Annotated in this window: 13 protein-coding genes and 1 riboswitch; of the genes, 4 read left to right on the top strand and 9 right to left on the bottom strand. The window is 45.5% G+C overall.

Translation table 11 applies throughout. The features are described from left to right. Together ACED59_RS16130 and mgtE are read left to right on the top strand one after the other, a co-directional pair. Window positions 1-276, top strand: coding sequence for an HPr family phosphocarrier protein (locus tag ACED59_RS16130; RefSeq protein ID WP_009847745.1), 276 nt, complete (start codon window positions 1-3; stop codon window positions 274-276). Between the two features lie 148 nt (window positions 277-424). Further along, window positions 425-1,780 (top strand): magnesium transporter, encoded by a 1,356-nt coding sequence (gene mgtE / locus ACED59_RS16125; RefSeq protein ID WP_012604872.1) that lies wholly within the window; start codon window positions 425-427, stop codon window positions 1,778-1,780. Between the two features lie 97 nt (window positions 1,781-1,877). Here the strand turns inward: mgtE and pmbA are convergent, their stop codons facing one another. Further along, window positions 1,878-3,221 (bottom strand): metalloprotease PmbA, encoded by a 1,344-nt coding sequence (gene pmbA / locus ACED59_RS16120; RefSeq protein ID WP_017058910.1) that lies wholly within the window; start codon window positions 3,219-3,221, stop codon window positions 1,878-1,880. A 118-nt stretch (window positions 3,222-3,339) separates the two neighbouring features. Here pmbA and yjgA point away from each other — a divergent pair, with 118 nt between their 5' ends. Beyond that, entirely contained in the window at window positions 3,340-3,864 is a 525-nt protein-coding gene (gene yjgA, locus ACED59_RS16115) for a ribosome biogenesis factor YjgA (RefSeq protein ID WP_017097545.1), read from the top strand. Window positions 3,865-3,972: 108 nt separating this feature from the next. On the opposite strand, the gene thiQ is transcribed toward yjgA, so the two are convergent. The 5 genes from thiQ to mpl all read right to left on the bottom strand — a co-directional run bounded on the left by thiQ (window position 3,973) and on the right by mpl (window position 9,619). Beyond that, a complete protein-coding gene (thiQ, locus tag ACED59_RS16110; protein WP_020477204.1) occupies window positions 3,973-4,677 on the bottom strand; it encodes a thiamine ABC transporter ATP-binding protein in 705 nt (234 codons plus the stop codon). Then, window positions 4,677-6,290 carry a thiamine/thiamine pyrophosphate ABC transporter permease ThiP gene (thiP, locus tag ACED59_RS16105; protein ID WP_017097547.1) on the bottom strand — a complete coding sequence of 538 codons (1,614 nt, stop codon included), beginning with the start codon at window positions 6,288-6,290 and terminating at the stop codon, window positions 4,677-4,679. The genes thiQ and thiP overlap by 1 nt, the downstream gene beginning before the upstream one ends. Before the next feature lie 99 nt (window positions 6,291-6,389). Further along, window positions 6,390-7,382: a thiamine ABC transporter substrate binding subunit gene (gene thiB / locus ACED59_RS16100; protein ID WP_017097548.1), complete on the bottom strand. Its 993-nt coding sequence runs from the start codon at window positions 7,380-7,382 to the stop codon at window positions 6,390-6,392. A 53-nt stretch (window positions 7,383-7,435) separates the two neighbouring features. Beyond that, window positions 7,436-7,555, bottom strand: a riboswitch (TPP riboswitch). A 43-nt stretch (window positions 7,556-7,598) separates the two neighbouring features. After that, entirely contained in the window at window positions 7,599-8,222 is a 624-nt protein-coding gene (locus ACED59_RS16095; RefSeq protein ID WP_016787846.1) for a flavin prenyltransferase UbiX, read from the bottom strand. Window positions 8,223-8,260: 38 nt separating this feature from the next. Next, the gene (gene mpl, locus ACED59_RS16090; protein WP_017097550.1) at window positions 8,261-9,619 is read right to left on the bottom strand and encodes a UDP-N-acetylmuramate:L-alanyl-gamma-D-glutamyl-meso-diaminopimelate ligase; all 1,359 of its coding nucleotides are present in this window, start codon (window positions 9,617-9,619) and stop codon (window positions 8,261-8,263) included. Between the two features lie 270 nt (window positions 9,620-9,889). On the opposite strand from mpl, the gene fbp reads away from it, so the two are divergent. Next, window positions 9,890-10,900 (top strand): class 1 fructose-bisphosphatase, encoded by a 1,011-nt coding sequence (gene fbp / locus ACED59_RS16085; RefSeq protein ID WP_017097551.1) that lies wholly within the window; start codon window positions 9,890-9,892, stop codon window positions 10,898-10,900. A gap of 89 nt (window positions 10,901-10,989) precedes the next feature. Here fbp and ACED59_RS16080 read toward each other — a convergent pair whose 3' ends face one another. The 3 genes from ACED59_RS16080 to ACED59_RS16070 form a co-directional block, all read right to left on the bottom strand. Continuing rightward, window positions 10,990-11,343, bottom strand: coding sequence for a gamma-glutamylcyclotransferase (locus tag ACED59_RS16080; protein ID WP_017097552.1), 354 nt, complete (start codon window positions 11,341-11,343; stop codon window positions 10,990-10,992). 74 nt (window positions 11,344-11,417) lie between these two features. Next, on the bottom strand, window positions 11,418-15,176 hold the full coding sequence (locus ACED59_RS16075) for a translocation/assembly module TamB domain-containing protein (RefSeq protein ID WP_017097553.1): 3,759 nt from the start codon (window positions 15,174-15,176) through the stop codon (window positions 11,418-11,420). Beyond that, window positions 15,173-16,885, bottom strand: a complete 1,713-nt coding sequence (locus ACED59_RS16070) for an autotransporter assembly complex family protein (protein WP_017097554.1) — start codon at window positions 16,883-16,885, stop codon at window positions 15,173-15,175. The genes ACED59_RS16075 and ACED59_RS16070 overlap by 4 nt, the downstream gene beginning before the upstream one ends. Window positions 16,886-17,034 lie beyond the last annotated feature (149 nt).

Genomic DNA, 17,034 nt, shown 5'->3' with positions numbered 1-17,034 from the left:
ATGGAATTAACTCGAACTGTACTGATCCAAAATCGCTTGGGTCTTCACGCTAGAGCAGCCGTAAAATTGGTTGAGCTTGCCCAAAGTTTTGATGCAACTATCACTATCCATAGCGAAGAAGATAAAATCGCAACTGCAGACAGTGTGATGGGGTTGCTTATGCTGGAATCAGCGCAAGGGCAACACATCACGATCCAAGCTACAGGCACCGATTCACAACAAGCACTTGATGCTGTTTGCCACCTCATTGAAGACAAGTTTGATGAAGGTGAGTAGCGAAAACGAGTCACTCACAACACTGAAGACTCAAACTTCGAACCAACCAGTATTAAATCTTAGTTCTAGCTAAGTTTATGATTTAAATAAGCCCCAGAATTAAGTTACTATTCCAAGCATTGTTAGAATAATGAAATAGGAGGAAAATATGGCAGAGCAATTAGAATTCGACCAAGCTCACCAAACCCTCCAAGAAGTCAGCGAAGCCCTAGAAAACGGCCGATTTGTTCACGTACGTCGACAACTTCAGGACATGGAACCTGAAGATATTGCACACCTTTTAGAAGCCTCCCCTCGCAAAAGTCGTGACGTACTCTGGCAACTCACCGATCCAGAAGACTACGGTGAAATTCTTGATGAACTAAACGAAGACGTCAAAGATGCGCTTGTGTCGAAAATGGCACCAGAAACCTTGGCAGAAGCAACAGAAGGTATGGAAACCGATGACGTCGCGTACGTACTTCGAAGCCTACCCGACGATGTTTCTCGCGAAGTCCTTTCTCAAATGGACTCAGTTGATCGTGCATTAGTAGAAACCGCCCTTTCGTACCCAGAAGATTCAGCGGGTGCGATCATGAATACCGACGTAATCACGATTCGTGGCGACGTCGATGTCGACGTTGTATTGCGCTATATGCGTATGCGTGGCGAATTGCCCGACGCAACCGATGCTCTGTATGTTATTGATGAAGAAGAACGTCTGATCGGTAACCTATCGCTTACCACACTAGTAACGACTCAGCCCGATGTTCCGGTTTCCGAAGTGATGGAAGATGCTGACGAAGCGATCGCGGTTGAAACCAGTGCTTCCGATATTGCCAGCCTGTTCGAACGTCGTAATTGGGTTTCTGCACCCGTTGTTGATAGTAACCAGCATCTTGTTGGTCGAATCACTATCGATGACGTGGTTGATGTTATCCGTGAAGACGCCGAGCACTCAATGATGAGCATGGCGGGTATGGACGATGACGAAGATACCTTCGCTCCAGTCGTAAAATCAGCTCGTCGTCGTAGTGTCTGGTTGGGTGCTAACGTACTCGCAGCACTTGCTGCTGCATCTGTATCCAATATGTTTGAAGCAACACTCGACCAAATGGCAGCAATTGCGGTTCTAATGACTATCGTACCTTCAATGGGCGGGGTTGCTGGTAACCAAACCGTTGCGCTTGTGATTCGTGGTTTAGCTCTCGGTCATATCGGTGACAGTAACAAACGCGAACTACTACTCAAAGAGGCGGCCATCGGCTTCCTAAACGGCGTGTTATGGGCTGTTATCATTGGCGGTATAGTGGTTGCTTGGAAAGGTAACTGGATACTGGGAGGCATCATCTCAGCTGCAATGATGACCAACTTGATTGTCGCTGGTATCGCCGGTGTAACCATCCCAGTAATGCTGAAAAAGATGAATATCGATCCAGCACTTGCGGGCGGTATGGCTCTGACCACAGTAACCGATGTTATTGGCCTATCGGTGTTCTTAGGCTTAGCAACCATACTGATCTAGTTATCATGAGTAGCTAGCGAATTTTTGGCGAAATACAGAAAACAAAAAGGGAGCCATCGGCTCCCTTTTTTAATTCATAATATTGGCGCTAACTTAATTACTCACCCGCGACTTTCATCGACTCAAGCAAGATAGAACCCGTTTGAATTTGTGAACGTGTTTCAACATCGTTACCAACCGCAACAATCTGAGTGAACATGTCTTTTAGGTTACCCGCGATCGTCACTTCAGATACTGGGTATTGGATTTCTCCATTCTCAACCCAGAAACCTGCTGCGCCACGTGAATAATCACCGGTCACGGTATTAACGCCTTGACCCATTACTTCAGTCACAAGGAAGCCGGTGCCTAGCTCTTTTAGCATCTGCTCAAAGTTTTGACCCGTTGATTTAACAAACCAGTTATGAATACCACCAGCATGACCTGTTGGTGTCATATCCATTTTACGTGCGGCATAGCTAGTTAGCAGGTAAGTTGCTAACACACCATCAGTGATGATTTCACGATCTTGAGTGAACACACCTTCGCTATCGAATGGGCTTGAAGCCAAACCACGTAAGATATGAGGGCGCTCAGAAATGTTAAACCAGTCAGGTAAAATTTTCTGACCTAGGTGATCCAATAAGAACGAAGACTTACGGTATAGGTTACCACCACTGATCGCCATCACAAGGTGGCCAATCAAGCCAGTCGCGACATCGTTAGCAAACATTATTGGGTATTGGCCTGTTGGTAGCTTTTTCGCATCCAAACGGCTAATTGTCTTTTCTGCTGCTTCTTGACCTACGCGCTCAGGCGTCCATAGCTCATCACGGTGACGTGCAACGGTATAGCTGTAGTCTCGCTCCATCTCACCGTTAGCGCCTTGTCCAATCACACAGCAGCTCGTGCTATGGCGGCTTGATGCGTAGCTAGCTAGTAAGCCATGGCTGTTACCATAAACTTTAACGCCATAATGGCTGTCGTAGCTTGCACCATCACTTTGCTTGATCTTATCGCTATAAGCTAGCGCTTGCTTCTCAGCTGCAATCGCAATCTCAGCGGCATAGTCAGGGTTTGGTTCATCAGGGTGGAAAAGATCCAAGTCTGGAATTTCTTTTACCATGTATTCTTTTGCTGCAGGACCAGCAAACGGGTCTTCAGAAGTGTACTGAGCGATATCAAGCGCAGCCGCGACTGTTTGAGCAATTGCCTTCTCACTCAGATCAGATGTAGATGCGCTGCCTTTTTTCTGACCGCGGTAAACAGTAATACCTAGAGCACCATCACTATTAAATTCAACGTTTTCCACTTCACACATACGTGTTGAAACACTTAAACCCGTTGACTTAGTAATAGCAACCTCAGCGGCGTCTGCACTCACTGATGCCATATCCAACGCTTTAGCTACTGCGGCTTCTAGCTCAACTCGTTGTTGGGCGACTTGCTGTTTTACATCCATATCTATTCTAATTTTTTAGGTCAATATTACGTAGGATAACAAGAATTTCGCTTTCTCCCCAAGATTCTTGCTAAAATAGGCAATATATTCGTTTGAGATAGTGACATAGGCAGAAAAGATGGCTCGCAAAAACCAAAAAGCCCCATGGGAACCAGAAGAAGAAATCATCTGGGTAAGTAAGACAGAAATGAAAACGGACATGGACGCCCTGCAAAAGCTGGGAGAAGAGCTTGTTGAATTAAAGCCTTCTGTATTAGACAAATTTCCGCTGTCTGAAGATTTGGCACAAGCGATTAAAGATGCACAACGCTTTAAAAATGAAGCGAAGCGCCGTCAACTTCAATACATTGGTAAAGTAATGCGCAGTGTCGATCCAGAGCCAATTCAAGCGGCTTTAGATAAGATTCGCAACAAACACTCTCAAGCAACAGTTGAACTGCACAAACTAGAACAACTGCGTGATCGTGTTGTTGCAGAAGGCGATGCGGCCATTTCAGACGTTATGGAAATGTACCCGGAAGCTGACCGTCAACGTCTTCGTCAGCTCGCTCGTCAAGCTAACAAAGAGAAAGCGGCAAATAAACCGGCTAAGTCTTCTCGTGAAATATTCCAAATCTTAAAAGAGCTAAAGCTAGGCGACTAATCGTTATCTCGCTTTACTCATAGAGTGAATAAAAGACCTAGCACATGCTAGGTCTTTTTGTTTTCTACGTACTCAATATCAGAGAGATTAAACAGGAGTGATGAGTCGTCACTCACCCGCTTTAACAAATGAGCTTAATTCTGGCTGTGGATGATCCGCCGTCAGTGCCTCTATCGAGTCTTCAACCAACACCTTACCTAGCGCCACAAACACAAACTTATTCGCGATACTGCGTGCGTCACCTAAATGGTGAGTCACCATCAAGACCGTAATATTTCGCTCTGCCGCTAATCGCTTCACTAAGCTAAGCATATCTTCACGCAGCAAAGGATCAAGCGCAGAGAAAGGTTCATCAAGCAGCCAAATATCATGAGGTTGGACAAAACAACGCGCTAACGCGACACGCTGACGTTGACCGCCGGATAAGTGCTCAGGCAATCTATCCAAATACTCAGCAACACCAACTTGTACTGCGGCTTGCTCCACAGCTTGCTTTTGGGTTGCAGTAAGCTTTAAACCTGGATGCAGACCTAAGCCAATATTTTCTCGCACCGTAAGGTGAGCAAACAGGTTGTGCTCTTGAAACAACATCGCCAATGGGCGCTGATGTGCTTCTTTACCAATAAGCGATTGCCCAGCCACTGAAATCTCACCCGATGTAGGCTCGATGAAACCAGCAACTAGCGCCAACAGGGTAGATTTACCCGCACCACTCGGCCCCATAAGCGCAACAATATCGCCCTGCTCAGCTTGAAAATCAAAGCTAAACAACTCTCTGTGATAGTGGTAATCCACATCTTTCATCACTAACATCACCGGTTCCTTAATTCTTTAGCATCGAGCTTAGATCTTTGAGTAAATAAGAATTCTATTAAGCTAAAGCTGCCGACACTCAATAACAGTAAGCTCACAGAAACTACCGCCGCAGCTTCCATTTGATAACTGCCTAACAATTGGAATAGGTACAAAGGCAGAGTTCTAAAATCTTGGCTACCAAACAAAGCAATCGCGCTTAAGTCACCCATCGCCAACATAAAGCTAATCGAGAAGGCTTGCGCCATCGGCTTACGCAGTGCTCGCCACTCCACTAACCTAAAACGCGTGAAACCTGTCATTCCCAAGCTTGCACACACATACTGGTACTGCTGAGACAAATGCAGCATAGGTTGAGCCAAGGTTTTAATTACGTAAGGCAGCGCCATTAAACTGTTGACGGCAATCACGATAAAGAAAGCTAAACTGAATACATCGGTGAATGAACGCAGTAATAAGAAGATACCCGTACTGATCACCAGCCCCGGAGTCACTAAGATAATAGTGCCAATCAGCTCGATTTTATCGGCTCGAAAATTCTTGTTCTGTAAACGCCATGCCCGGCTAGTCAGCAGTATGGCGATACCAATACCAACTGCGATAACACTTGCTAATGACGCGACTTTAACCGAGGTCATTAACGCCGCCCAAAACGGCTCGCTGCTGAGTACGGTTAATGCCTGCGAGTTAATTCCACTGACGATAACCATAGCTAATGGCGGCAATACCAGTATTGAGACTATGATGATCCAAAAGCTATCCCAAGCTTTTGACCACCAGCTGTCCTTAACCAAATATTTCTCTTCCGACAATTGACTGGCCGTCACTGAAATAGGTTTCGATAGCCGTTGAATGCTCACCGCTAGCACACCACACAGCAGCATTTGCCATATCGCGAGCAAGGCACCAGCCTGCAGGTCAAAGTCGAATTTAATCGCCTGATAAATGGCGAGCTCGATAGTGGTTGATTTTGGTCCACCGCCTAGCGCCATCACGGTAGCAAAGCTGGTAAAACACAGCATGAAGACTAAGCCACACACATGAGGTAATTGTTGCCTTAAACGTGGCCATTCAACCCATCTGAATTTGTTCCAATGACTCATACCCAAGTGAGCACAAAGCTTGTGTTGCTCGGCAGGCACTGTATCTAAGGCTTGTAAAAGTAAGCGACTGGCATAAGGCAAGTTAAAGAAAACGTGCGCCAGCAAAATACCATTCAATCCGTATATCGAAAATGGCAATTCAATATCGAAGTTCGCCAAAAACTTAGCTAACCAACCGCTATTACCATAGATCGCAAGTAAGCCAAATACACCCACTAACACCGGCAGGACTAAGGTCGACGCGAACAGCCTTAACAACAAAGCGCGTCCAAAAAATTGTCTACGACAAAGCGCATGAGCAATAGGTATAGCAAAGCCAACACTCAGCACCGTTGAGAGTGTCGCCTGATAAAAACTGAATTTCGTTACATGCCAATAGTAGGGATCGGACCATACTTGGCTGATATCAAGAGAAGGGGCATTGCTAAGCAATGCCCCAACTGCTGAAACCACGAAGGCGGTAATGAGTATCGCAACCCAGATACCTACCTTAGGTGTTTTCTTTATCATAAATTGATTTTTACCGTAAACAGTTCACTCAAAGTATATCGAACGAACTTTTAAATACAGAAAGCCTATTTTTTTTAAAGTAAGTTAGAAAGCTCATTTTTAAAAAGTAAGTGCACTCTGCCATTCACGAATCCAAGGCTTACGCTTCTCGGCGATCTCTTCTGAGCTAAAGCTCAGCGCTTTCTGAGGAACCGTAAGTTGCTCAAACCCTTTTGGTAACTCAACATCCGTAACTGGGTACATCCAGTTACCTGTTGGCATCGCCGATTGGAATTCATCACTTAGGATAAACGCCATAAACTCATCAGCAAGTTTCTCGTTCTTACTGCCTTTAACTTTAGCGGCCACTTCCACTTGAGTGTAATGCCCTTCTTCGAAGCTTGCTGCTGCATACTTAGAATCGCTCTCAGCAATAATGTGGTAAGCCGGAGACGTTGTATAAGACAACACTAAATCCGACTCGCCTTCTAGGAACATAGAGTAAGCTTCAGACCAACCTTTGGTTACAGTCACTGTTTTCTGGGCAAGCTTCTTCCATGCTGTAGTTGCTTCATCACCATATACCGACTTCATCCAAAGCATCATGCCTTGACCTGGTGTTGATGTACGTGGGTCTTGGTAGATAACCTTAAGGTCATCACGCTGCTCAACCAACTCTTTAAGGCTCTTTGGTGGGTTTGCCAACTTCTCTTTGTTGTAAACAAAAGCAAAGTAGCCAAAGTCATAGGGTACAAAAGTGCTGTCGCTCCAACCATTAGGAAGCGTTACTGATGAAGTATCAACATTATGCTCAGCCAATAAGCCCGTCGCTTTCGCTTCAGCCATCAGGTTGTTGTCGAGACCTAGCAAGATATCGGCTTTGCTGTTGCCGCCTTCAAGACGTAAACGGTTCAGGATAGACACGCCATCTTCTAGAGCGACAAAATTCACATCACAACCACACTTCTCTTCGAATGCTTTTTCAACGGCAGGACGAGGGCCCCAATCCGCAGCAAAAGAGTCATAGGTGTATACAGTCAAAGTGTTGTCTGCAGCAAAGGCAGAAAAAGAAATAGCTGTAGTAACAGCAAGAGTAGTTAATGTGAATTTCACTGGACGCTCTCCATGGTCTGAGCGGCACAGGTTTGAGGGAGGAGAACGGTAGAGGTTGTTCCTAACTCAATTCCTACGCCAGCATTATCTGGTTCAGGTTTACGGGTCCCAAGCATCTGCTTGATCTCAGCTAGCATTCATTATTTGAATGGTTCGCTCCCCGATGAGTGTTCAGAATTGTAATTCGAATTTTAACAATAAGCTATCAAGTTTGGATCAATTACGTTGATCGTAGCCCCAACGTGGCACCAAACCTTGTTCGATACCAAGGTGATCGAGAATACGCGCCACCATAAAGTCGACCAGATCTTCAATTGACTTGGGTTGATGATAAAAACCCGGAGCTGCAGGCATGATCGTCACGCCCATGGTCGAAAGTTTGTGCATGTTCTCGAGATGAAGCGTCGAGAATGGCGTCTCGCGAACCACCAACAACAGTTGGCCTCGCTCTTTCATGACCACATCGGCTGCTCGCTCTATCAGGTTATCCGACAAGCCATGTGCAATCGAAGCCAAACTTCCCGCGGAACATGGACAAACGACCATCTGCTTCGGTGCAGCTGAACCAGAGGCAACCGGCGAGAACCAATCATCTTTGCCACACACCACCAGCTTTTCAGGATCGCAGCCAAGATGTTTAACCAAAGCTTGTTTCGCTGCATCTGGCCCAGCAGGTAACTTAAGTTCATGCTCGGTCGCCAATACCACTCGCGCTGCCGATGAAATCAGCAAGTAGACCTGATAATCGGCTGCCAAAAGGCATTCAAGTAAACGCAGGCCATAAGGCGCACCGGATGCGCCAGTGAAAGCGAGGGTTATAGCTTTATCGTGTTTTGTCATGTTCTCAATTACTTCAAAATATAAGGTCGTGGATGCCGTTAGCCTTTGAGTGCCAACGCATCCAACAATTTCTGGTGAATACCACCAAAGCCACCATTACTCATTACTAAGATTTGGTCGCCCGCTTGTGCCTCTGAGACAATTCTAGCAACGAATGCATCCATGTCATCACTTACATGTGCGGGTTGATGGCACGCATCGGCAACATCTTGTACAGACCAATCAATGTTATCCGGTTGGAATAAGTAGGTAGAATCCGCCTGCTTCAACGAATCAGCCAAGGTTTCTTTATGCACACCACGCTTCATGGTGGCAGAACGAGGCTCTAAAACAGCAATGATTTTTTTCGTATCGACCTTATTACGTAAGCCACCCAGAGTAAGTTCAATCGCTGTAGGATGATGAGCAAAATCGTCATAGACAGAAACACCTGCCACTTCGCCTTTAAGCTCTAAGCGACGCTTGGTATTAATGAAAGTCGCCAGTGATTCACATCCTAAGTCGGGTGTCACACCAACATGTCTTGCCGCCGCAATCGCCATCAAGGCATTACTTACGTTATGATCGCCAACCAAATCCCAGTCTACGGTTCCAACACATTCGTCTTGGAAATAGACCTCAAATTTGGAGCCATCTTTAACCAGTTTCTTAGCATCCCAATCGCCAGGTTCGCCGCTCGATTCAGTTTCGCTCCAGCAACCGCGAGCTAAAACATCTTGAATAGCGGTATCCTGCTTAGGTGAGAAAATGCGACCATTGCTTGGCACAGTACGCACCAAATGATGGAATTGTCGCTTAATCGCTTCAAGATCGTCAAAGATGTCCGCATGATCGAACTCTAGGTTATTCATCACTAAGGTTCTTGGGTGGTAATGAACGAACTTAGATCGTTTATCGAAAAAAGCACTGTCGTATTCGTCAGCTTCGACCACGAAGAACATGCTTTCACCAAGGCGAGCAGAGATACCAAAGTTCCCCAACACACCGCCAACTAAAAAGCCCGGAGCATAGCCACAGTCTTCCAAGATCCAAGCCAACATACTTGATGTCGTGGTCTTACCGTGCGTTCCAGATACCGCTAACACCCAACGGTCATGCAGCAGGAACTCTTGCAACCACTGAGGACCAGAGGTGTATCTAAGGTTGTTATCCAACACATACTCAACACACGGATTACCGCGGCTCATTGCGTTACCGATAACCACGAGATCTGGCCTTGGCTCTAATTGGCTAGGGTCGAACCCTTCAATAATTTCAATCCCTTGAGATTCCAACAAGGTACTCATTGGTGGGTAAACATTCGCGTCACTACCCGTAACCTTGTGACCTAATTGACGAGCCAATACCGCAGCACCACCCATGAAGGTGCCACAAATTCCTAAGATATGAATATGCATAAATTGCTTCCAAACGCTTGGCTAAATAAACGATGCCTAATTAAAACGGCTTGCACTCATTATCATTAAATGGCGATTAAAAGCGAGCGGCAATGCAAAACAAATTGAGTCGACATAGTAAGTGAGATCTGTGTCGCTTAGTTCATTACCATTAAAAAGATCTAACCTTTAGAATTTAGGTAAGCGTCTAGATGAATAAAGCCCACTCAAGAGGCCGAATCTACAGTGCTCAAATCCCCCCTAATATTGAGAGAAGTTTAAGGAAATAACATGTCTGAGATGCGCACCCTTGGTGAGTTCATTGTTGAGAAACAGAGTGACTTCCCCCATGCAAGCGGTGATCTATCATCCCTTTTGTCGTCTATTCGACTTGCTGCAAAAATTGTTAACCGTGAGATCAACAAGGCTGGCCTAGTCGACATCACTGGCGCTGTTGGTACAGACAACGTGCAAGGTGAAGAGCAGCAAAAGCTAGACCTTTACGCGAACGACAAATTTAAAGCGGCTCTAGAAGCTCGTGACCAAGTTTGTGGTGTTGCAAGTGAAGAAGAAGACGAAGCTGTCGCCTTCAATAAAGAGCTCAACAAAAACGCAAAATACGTTGTACTGATGGATCCACTTGATGGCTCTTCAAACATCGATGTGAATGTATCAGTTGGTACAATTTTCTCTATCTACCGTCGAGTATCACCTATCGGTACTCCACCAACACAAGAAGATTTCCTACAGCCAGGACACAAACAAGTAGCCGCGGGTTACGTGATTTACGGTTCTTCAACCATGCTTGTATACACAACAGGTGCTGGCGTAAATGGCTTCACCTACGACCCATCACTGGGTACCTTCTGCCTATCTCATGAAAACATGATGATTCCAGACGAAGGTAAGATTTACTCAATCAACGAAGGTAACTACATCCGCTTCCCTACGGGTGTTAAAAAGTACATCAAGTACTGCCAAGAGAATGAGCCAAGCGACAACCGCCCTTACACATCACGTTACATCGGTTCTCTAGTTTCAGATTTCCACCGTAACCTGTTGAAAGGCGGTATCTACTTGTACCCAAGCACGCAAAGTCACCCTCAAGGTAAACTGCGCCTGCTTTACGAGTGCAACCCAATCGCTTTCCTTATGGAGCAAGCGGGCGGCATCGCTTCAGACGGTGCTCAACGTATCATGGATATCAAACCAACTGAGCTACACCAACGTGTACCTTTCTTTGTTGGCTCAACAGACATGGTTCGTAAAGTAGAAGAGTTTCTTGAGTTGAACCGAGACTAAACCCCTCGTTCATTTCTCAAAATAGCGTCATTAAAAAAGCCAGCATTCACATGCTGGCTTTTTGTTTGGTAACTCAGAAGATATAGCGACTAAGCGTTGCTCCGCTTACACCAGTTACCCGAAAGTATTTCTTTATTAGCGGTTAGATCAAGCTGATACAAATATACCCATGCTAATCCAAATATAGTCTCTATTTGCTTGCGACGATACTCAACAGGAACATCTTCTAGCCGATCGAGCGACTCTAAAATTTCGTCGTTAATGATATAGACCTCACCAGCGACACTTTTCTTTCCAGTAATCATCGCCGGATAGGCACCTAAATCAAAAAGTGCATATTCCTTAGGTGTATCAAACTGCCCTAATAAATCACAGCCCTTCAAATAGTGGTGATTGGACTGACCTTGCCTCAAGGTTCCATAAACAAAAACAAGATGCTTCATAAATCCTCCACAAGCCATTCGCGCAGGCGCGTTAAATGAATTGCTGAAACATTGCCGCCCAAGCTCAAACAGCTCTACTCGAACTCAAATTGATAGAGAAGGTCTACAGCACTGTCGAGACCTGATACAGCTTCAACATAGAGATCCTGCATCAATCGATAACGAACGGTAAACTCACCTAACGAGTTAAAGATGCCCACACCATATTTTACCTGTAAGCCCGGCAGGATGTAGCCACTTACCGTCACTTGAGAGTCATCGCCAGAGCCTGCGGTATCCAGTTGCAAGTCCTGTACACCAAAGGCTTCACCAATTTCGCCGACAACCTTACCACTCTTAGCTAAACTCAAACCGATTAAGGTCGTTGTCATCGAACCGCTCGACTCACCGTCGATATCTTGGCCACGCAGAATATAAGACAGCGCGTTCGCTTGTGGCATCGCAGGGTCAGAATAAATCTCGATGGTCGGCTCTGTCGCAGGGCCAGTCACTCGAATACCTGCGGTCACATCATCTTGAGTATTATCAGGATTACGAATCGCATTGATGGCTACGTATGGCTGATCCGGTGGTCCATTCATTAGGATCTTACCCTCTTCGATCAACAGGTCTTGCCCGAATGATTGGTAAGTACCATCGACGATGTTCACTTCACCTGTAATAAATGGACCTTGGTCTTTTTGAGCTACGTTAAGCTTACCGACCAAATCACCCTCAAGACCGAAAGCAGACAGTTTAAAGTCATCACCAATAGAGATATTAATGTTGGTCATCACGTTGAATGGAATCGTATCTTCGTTTTCTGGCTCTAGATCTTTATTCAAAATAACCTGATCAGAAGAGACACCAACCGCTGACGGTGGTAAATCTTCAACAACAATTCGTCCCCATGGTAAGGCAATATCACCGGTAATTTTCGCCAGTTCTGGTGTGACATCAATGGTCATATCAGGCACGACCTTCACCTTAACCATAGGTGGGATATCAACCATCAACTCATCAGCGAAAACTCTAACGTTAGAGTGCCATGCTTTAAGATCTTGCCAATCTCCGGTCCCCTCAATATCAAGGTGACCATCAGGCGTTTCGACATTCGCATCCAGTTTTGCACTATAACCATCAAAGTCGAGGTCGATGCGGCCATCTTTCACATCAACAGGCGTGACGTCGCCTTTCACTTGAATACCATCAACAGAGAATTGACCAAAGACTTGAGGGTGCATCAGAGAGCCTTTAACTTGAAGATCACTCTCTAGGTCGGCTTTCAATAAGCTGTATTCACCTAGTATTGGTTGTAAGAAATCAAGATGGAACGTGGTCAATTTAATTGCTGCATCGACCATTTTGTCTTCGGCGAGAATATCCGGTAACGACACCGTGCCAGACAGGTCACCATTGTCGGAAACATCCAACTTAAAATCGGCATCCAGTTTGTTGTCTTTCAGTTGGGCATTCAATGCAACGCTTTCCCAACCCAGTGTGATTGGCTCACCCACTTGTTGAACAACCTGACCTTTCGGCATATCAACACTTACCGTGACCTCAGGCTCACCTTGTTCAGACCACTTAGCATGAGCGGTCGCATTGACTAAGCCCTGTAATTGCGTCTCTTTAGGCACAAAGGCTTTAATCTGCTCGAAATCGAATTGATTGATGGCCACTTTGGCCTCACCCGATTTTCCGACACGAACATCTTCATCCAAACACACACTCGAACCCGATTGGTTCCAACAATGTGCTTGAACATCAGCAAACTGCTTATCGACATCCGCCTTTATCGCGACAGGTTGGTCTAATACCCAAGGACCTTGCTGAGTAGTGATTTTGACTCTGTCTAACGATCCATCCCAAATAAGAGAAGGCTTTTGAATCAACTCTCCGGAAATAGCTAAGCTTGTAGACACGATGTCGGATATCACATCAAGGGTCACTGTGTGTTTCTTCTCACCACCACTCACCGTGAGATCTATGCTTTCTACGCTTTGATCTTGATAGGTTAGGTTGTTAGCTTTTAATTCAAGATCGGCTTGAGCTTTAGGCAATGGCAGAGGAATCACAGAGCCATTAAGTGACAAGGATTCTAGTGTTGCTTCGCTATTCCAATCTACCTTATCCACATTTAGAGCGAGATCGACTTCAGGCTCTTTCGTTGGACCACTGAGCTGGATGTTACCAATCACTTTACCTTTCAAATCAGGGACGCTTTTTACAAGCTCAGGAAAGTAAATCTCAACATCCATGTTCCATTTCTTATCAAGCTCCCCCTGAGCCTTAATCGAGTTAACACCGTGAGCTAAGCTCAAACCACTGGTTTTCAGTTTTGGTTCACCGCTCGCGCTGCGATCCGACGCTGACAACTGACCTTCGATATCCAGAGGGTATTCTCGCAAGATCCCTTCAATATCCAATTTAGGCAGTTCAATCGCCCAGCCGCCCGCTTCCGTCAACTCACCTGAGGTGACGATGCTTCCACTAATGTTGCCCTCAGCTTCTTGCCATTGCAGACCCGGTTGAATATCTTTGAGTGTCACGTCAGCTTGCCAGTTAACGAGACTCTTCCAGTTCGCTTTAACGACACCGTTAAGCTCACCGCCTAGCGTGTTAAGCTTTAGACGCTCGATCTCAATTTGTTCCGTCGTGCCTTTACCCTGTAGATCGATGGCTAATTCAGGGATTTCCTTACCATCGGCTTCACCTTTAAGAAGAACATTGAAACCATCTAGTGAGCCATCAGCTTTGAATTGCTTAATTGTCGCTTGGTAATCGCTTTTCCCGGTAAGGGGCCACTGCGCTTGCCCGCCTTCTAAGAGAAGGTCAAATGGCAGAGTCGGCTCTAAGGGTTGAATATCCCCAGACAGCTTTGCCTCAATCAGCTCAGAAAATTGGGTGTCTAGGTTTAGCTTAGCCACGCTGCCTTGTACTTTCAGAGACAACTTCTGCCCAGCAAGGTCGGTTTCTTTCACTAACGCATCCAAAGAAAGCTCTAACGGATAACCGCCCTTAAGCTCAACCTTCGTCGTTAGATTTGCGCTTGCTTGTGGCATATCGAATTCGAGAGTGGAAACATCAACCGTGTGTTTACCCGCGCGAGCCTCAAGCCCAAGGTGGTTCACCACAATCGGTGTTTCTTGTTCTAAGGTGAAACGGTTGAGGTCAAAACGCTCCAACACAACCAGTAAAGGAATCCAGACTTCCGGCAATTCGATAGCAGTTTTAACAGCAGCTTCTGGCTCAACCTTTTCTGCTTGCGGTTCTTCTGTCGATTCCGCGAGTTTAACCTTAAGATCATTGAATAAGGTTGGCGATACCGTCAGCTTTTCACCTTGCATACTCAAAGCCGTAGAGAACAGACTCCATTCAATTTCATGCCCTAAGATATTCAACTTAATATCAGACAAAGCGATACGGTTGATTACGATTGGCAACGGTGTTTTTACCGATGTTACGGGCGGAGTAGGTTCTGTTTCTTCTGTAGAGGCAGGAGGCAGTTCAGTAAATGCGAAGTCCAACCCTTGAATCGCTAAACGATCGACACACAGCTTAGGGTCGAGCAGGCAGCGAGGATTAATAGCCAAGTTCAGCTTTTGAACCTTGGTATCGATATGTAGACTGTCATCTTTAAACTGAACATTATTAAGCGTAAAGCTCGGAAACAGAGCCCCTTTAGTGCTTTCCACTTTAAGTTGTGGCAATGCTTTTTCAGCGCCCCACAGCACAGTGTTCAACCCTGGGTTGGTGAACAAAACAAAACCTAGCAGGGCTATCAACAACAGCAAAATAGACGTCAATGAGATCGACGTCCACTTAATGAATTTTCCCATCACTTTGATCATAATTCTGGCCCTAAACTAAAGTGTAACTGGAACTCATCACCTTTTGCTGCATCTAGACCCCAAGCAAAATCTAAACTCACTGGACCAACAGGTGACGCCCAACGAACACCGACACCAGTGCCGTGTTTCCATTCAGGTTTATCATTAAATGCATCACCAATGTCGTAGAATGCTGCACCCCACCAGTTTCCAACCAAGCGGTATTGGTATTCAAGCGAGCTGGTTGCAATAAATTTTGCACCCGTTAGTGCGCCACTTTCATCGCGAGGAGAGATTGACTCATAACCATAACCACGAATGCTATTGTCACCACCAGCAAAGAACCTTAGGGAGGGAGATAGCTTATCAAACTCGTCAGCAAAGTTACCGCCAAATTGAAGCCGAGTTAAGCCTCGGTGATTGTCGCCAATACTTCGAATCCAAGCGGTTTGACCTTGAAAGCGAACAACCTTAGTTTCAGATAGCAAGGTATCGTCACCCGCTTCAAACATAATGGTTTGTTTGTCGCCCCACATCGGCATCGAGCCGCCTCGCGTTCGAGTGCGTGAGAAAGAGATACCCGGCAGCACAAATTGCGCCAAGTCATCTTGCAAACCTTGTTCATAGTTTTCGACCAAGTATCGAATGAACACCGTGCGCTGCCAGCCATTGTCCAAACGCCAATATCTTTCTAAGGCAAGGTTTGATTCCAAACTCTTGGTGTCACGATTATCCAAATTTTTCATACCGTACTTAACTTGGTAGTAGTCATTAAGTACGTCATCCAATGGGATTTTATAAGCAGCCGTGATCGTCTGCTCAGGCTTCGAGATCGACAAGCTACTATTGAAGCTATGGCCTCGATCATTAACCCAAGGTTTTTTCCATTTGAGAGTGCCTTTCACACCAAGGTCGGTTGAGACACCGATACCCGTTTCGATTTGGTTACGAGCTTGCGGAGCAAGGCTAACTTTCATCGGGATTTCTCGGCCTTTACCCAATTGGCTTAAATCTGGTTCAACAAATACCGAGGAGAACCAATCCGTATTGGACAGGTTTTGGTTGTACTCACCAACTTTAGTGATTGAGTAAGGTTCGCCATCCTCAAATGGTTTGAGTGACTGCACCTTATCTTCTTCAATCTGGCTACCAGTAACCTGAGTAGTACCAAAGTGATAGCGGATACCACTGTTATAATGGAGACGAACATAAGCACGATTTAATTCGGGAGCGACTTCTAGTTTACTGAGATCGTAAGCCCCATCGAAATAACCTTTCGCTAATCCAAGATTACGGATCGACGATTTCAAAGAGTCATAATTACCATGATTCAGAGTCGAACCTTTAGACAAGCTACTCTTCGCTATCAAGGCTAAAAAGTCTGGGTCATCCTTGGCTTCACCAGTTAGAACGATATCTGAAGTATAAATAACAACAGGCTCTCCCGGCTCAACCGTAACGGTCATTTCGGTATCATCTTCGGAGTGAGTAAATGTGATTTTAGGGTGGTAGTAGCCTAACGCATTCAGGGCTTCTTTAATCATAGATTCCAAGCGGGATTGGAATCTTAGTGAAACCGAATACTCTTCTTCAGGGATCGCACTCAGATAAGCATCAACATTATCCTCAAGCGCTCCATCTAGCCCTTTGATTTCAAGGGAAACGTCAGCGAAAGCGAGCGTCGATGACAATAGAGTGCCAATCAGAACTGGTAAAGTTTTTCTTATCATGTTTAATTGGTGAAGAAGTTATCAATACGTTAATAAGTGAAAAGAAATAATACCGCTAAATAGGCATTGAGTCTGTAATAAATCCTGGAATAACACGGTCTAATTTAAAGACTTATTCAATATTGACCAACAGTTAATATGAACCCACG

Origin of the sequence: Vibrio sp. FF266 (assembly GCF_041439695.1) — a bacterium.
Classification (GTDB): Bacteria; Pseudomonadota; Gammaproteobacteria; order Enterobacterales; family Vibrionaceae; genus Vibrio; species Vibrio tasmaniensis_A.
Note: the sequence above shows the minus strand (reverse complement) of the source record. Positions and strands in the feature narration are given on the sequence as shown.

What these genes read in the sequence shown, in the direction of transcription:
- mgtE (WP_012604872.1), top strand. Translation starts at nt 425, where the DNA reads ATGGCAGAGCAATTAGAATTCGACCAAGCTCACCAAACCCTCCAAGAA.
- fbp (WP_017097551.1), top strand. Translation starts at nt 9,890, where the DNA reads ATGTCTGAGATGCGCACCCTTGGTGAGTTCATTGTTGAGAAACAGAGT.
- ACED59_RS16075 (WP_017097553.1), bottom strand. Translation starts at nt 15,176, where the DNA reads ATGATCAAAGTGATGGGAAAATTCATTAAGTGGACGTCGATCTCATTG.
- mpl (WP_017097550.1), bottom strand. Translation starts at nt 9,619, where the DNA reads ATGCATATTCATATCTTAGGAATTTGTGGCACCTTCATGGGTGGTGCT.
- yjgA (WP_017097545.1), top strand. Translation starts at nt 3,340, where the DNA reads ATGGCTCGCAAAAACCAAAAAGCCCCATGGGAACCAGAAGAAGAAATC.
- ACED59_RS16080 (WP_017097552.1), bottom strand. Translation starts at nt 11,343, where the DNA reads ATGAAGCATCTTGTTTTTGTTTATGGAACCTTGAGGCAAGGTCAGTCC.
- ACED59_RS16095 (WP_016787846.1), bottom strand. Translation starts at nt 8,222, where the DNA reads ATGACAAAACACGATAAAGCTATAACCCTCGCTTTCACTGGCGCATCC.
- thiQ (WP_020477204.1), bottom strand. Translation starts at nt 4,677, where the DNA reads ATGTTAGTGATGAAAGATGTGGATTACCACTATCACAGAGAGTTGTTT.
- ACED59_RS16130 (WP_009847745.1), top strand. Translation starts at nt 1, where the DNA reads ATGGAATTAACTCGAACTGTACTGATCCAAAATCGCTTGGGTCTTCAC.
- ACED59_RS16070 (WP_017097554.1), bottom strand. Translation starts at nt 16,885, where the DNA reads ATGATAAGAAAAACTTTACCAGTTCTGATTGGCACTCTATTGTCATCG.
- pmbA (WP_017058910.1), bottom strand. Translation starts at nt 3,221, where the DNA reads ATGGATGTAAAACAGCAAGTCGCCCAACAACGAGTTGAGCTAGAAGCC.
- thiP (WP_017097547.1), bottom strand. Translation starts at nt 6,290, where the DNA reads ATGATAAAGAAAACACCTAAGGTAGGTATCTGGGTTGCGATACTCATT.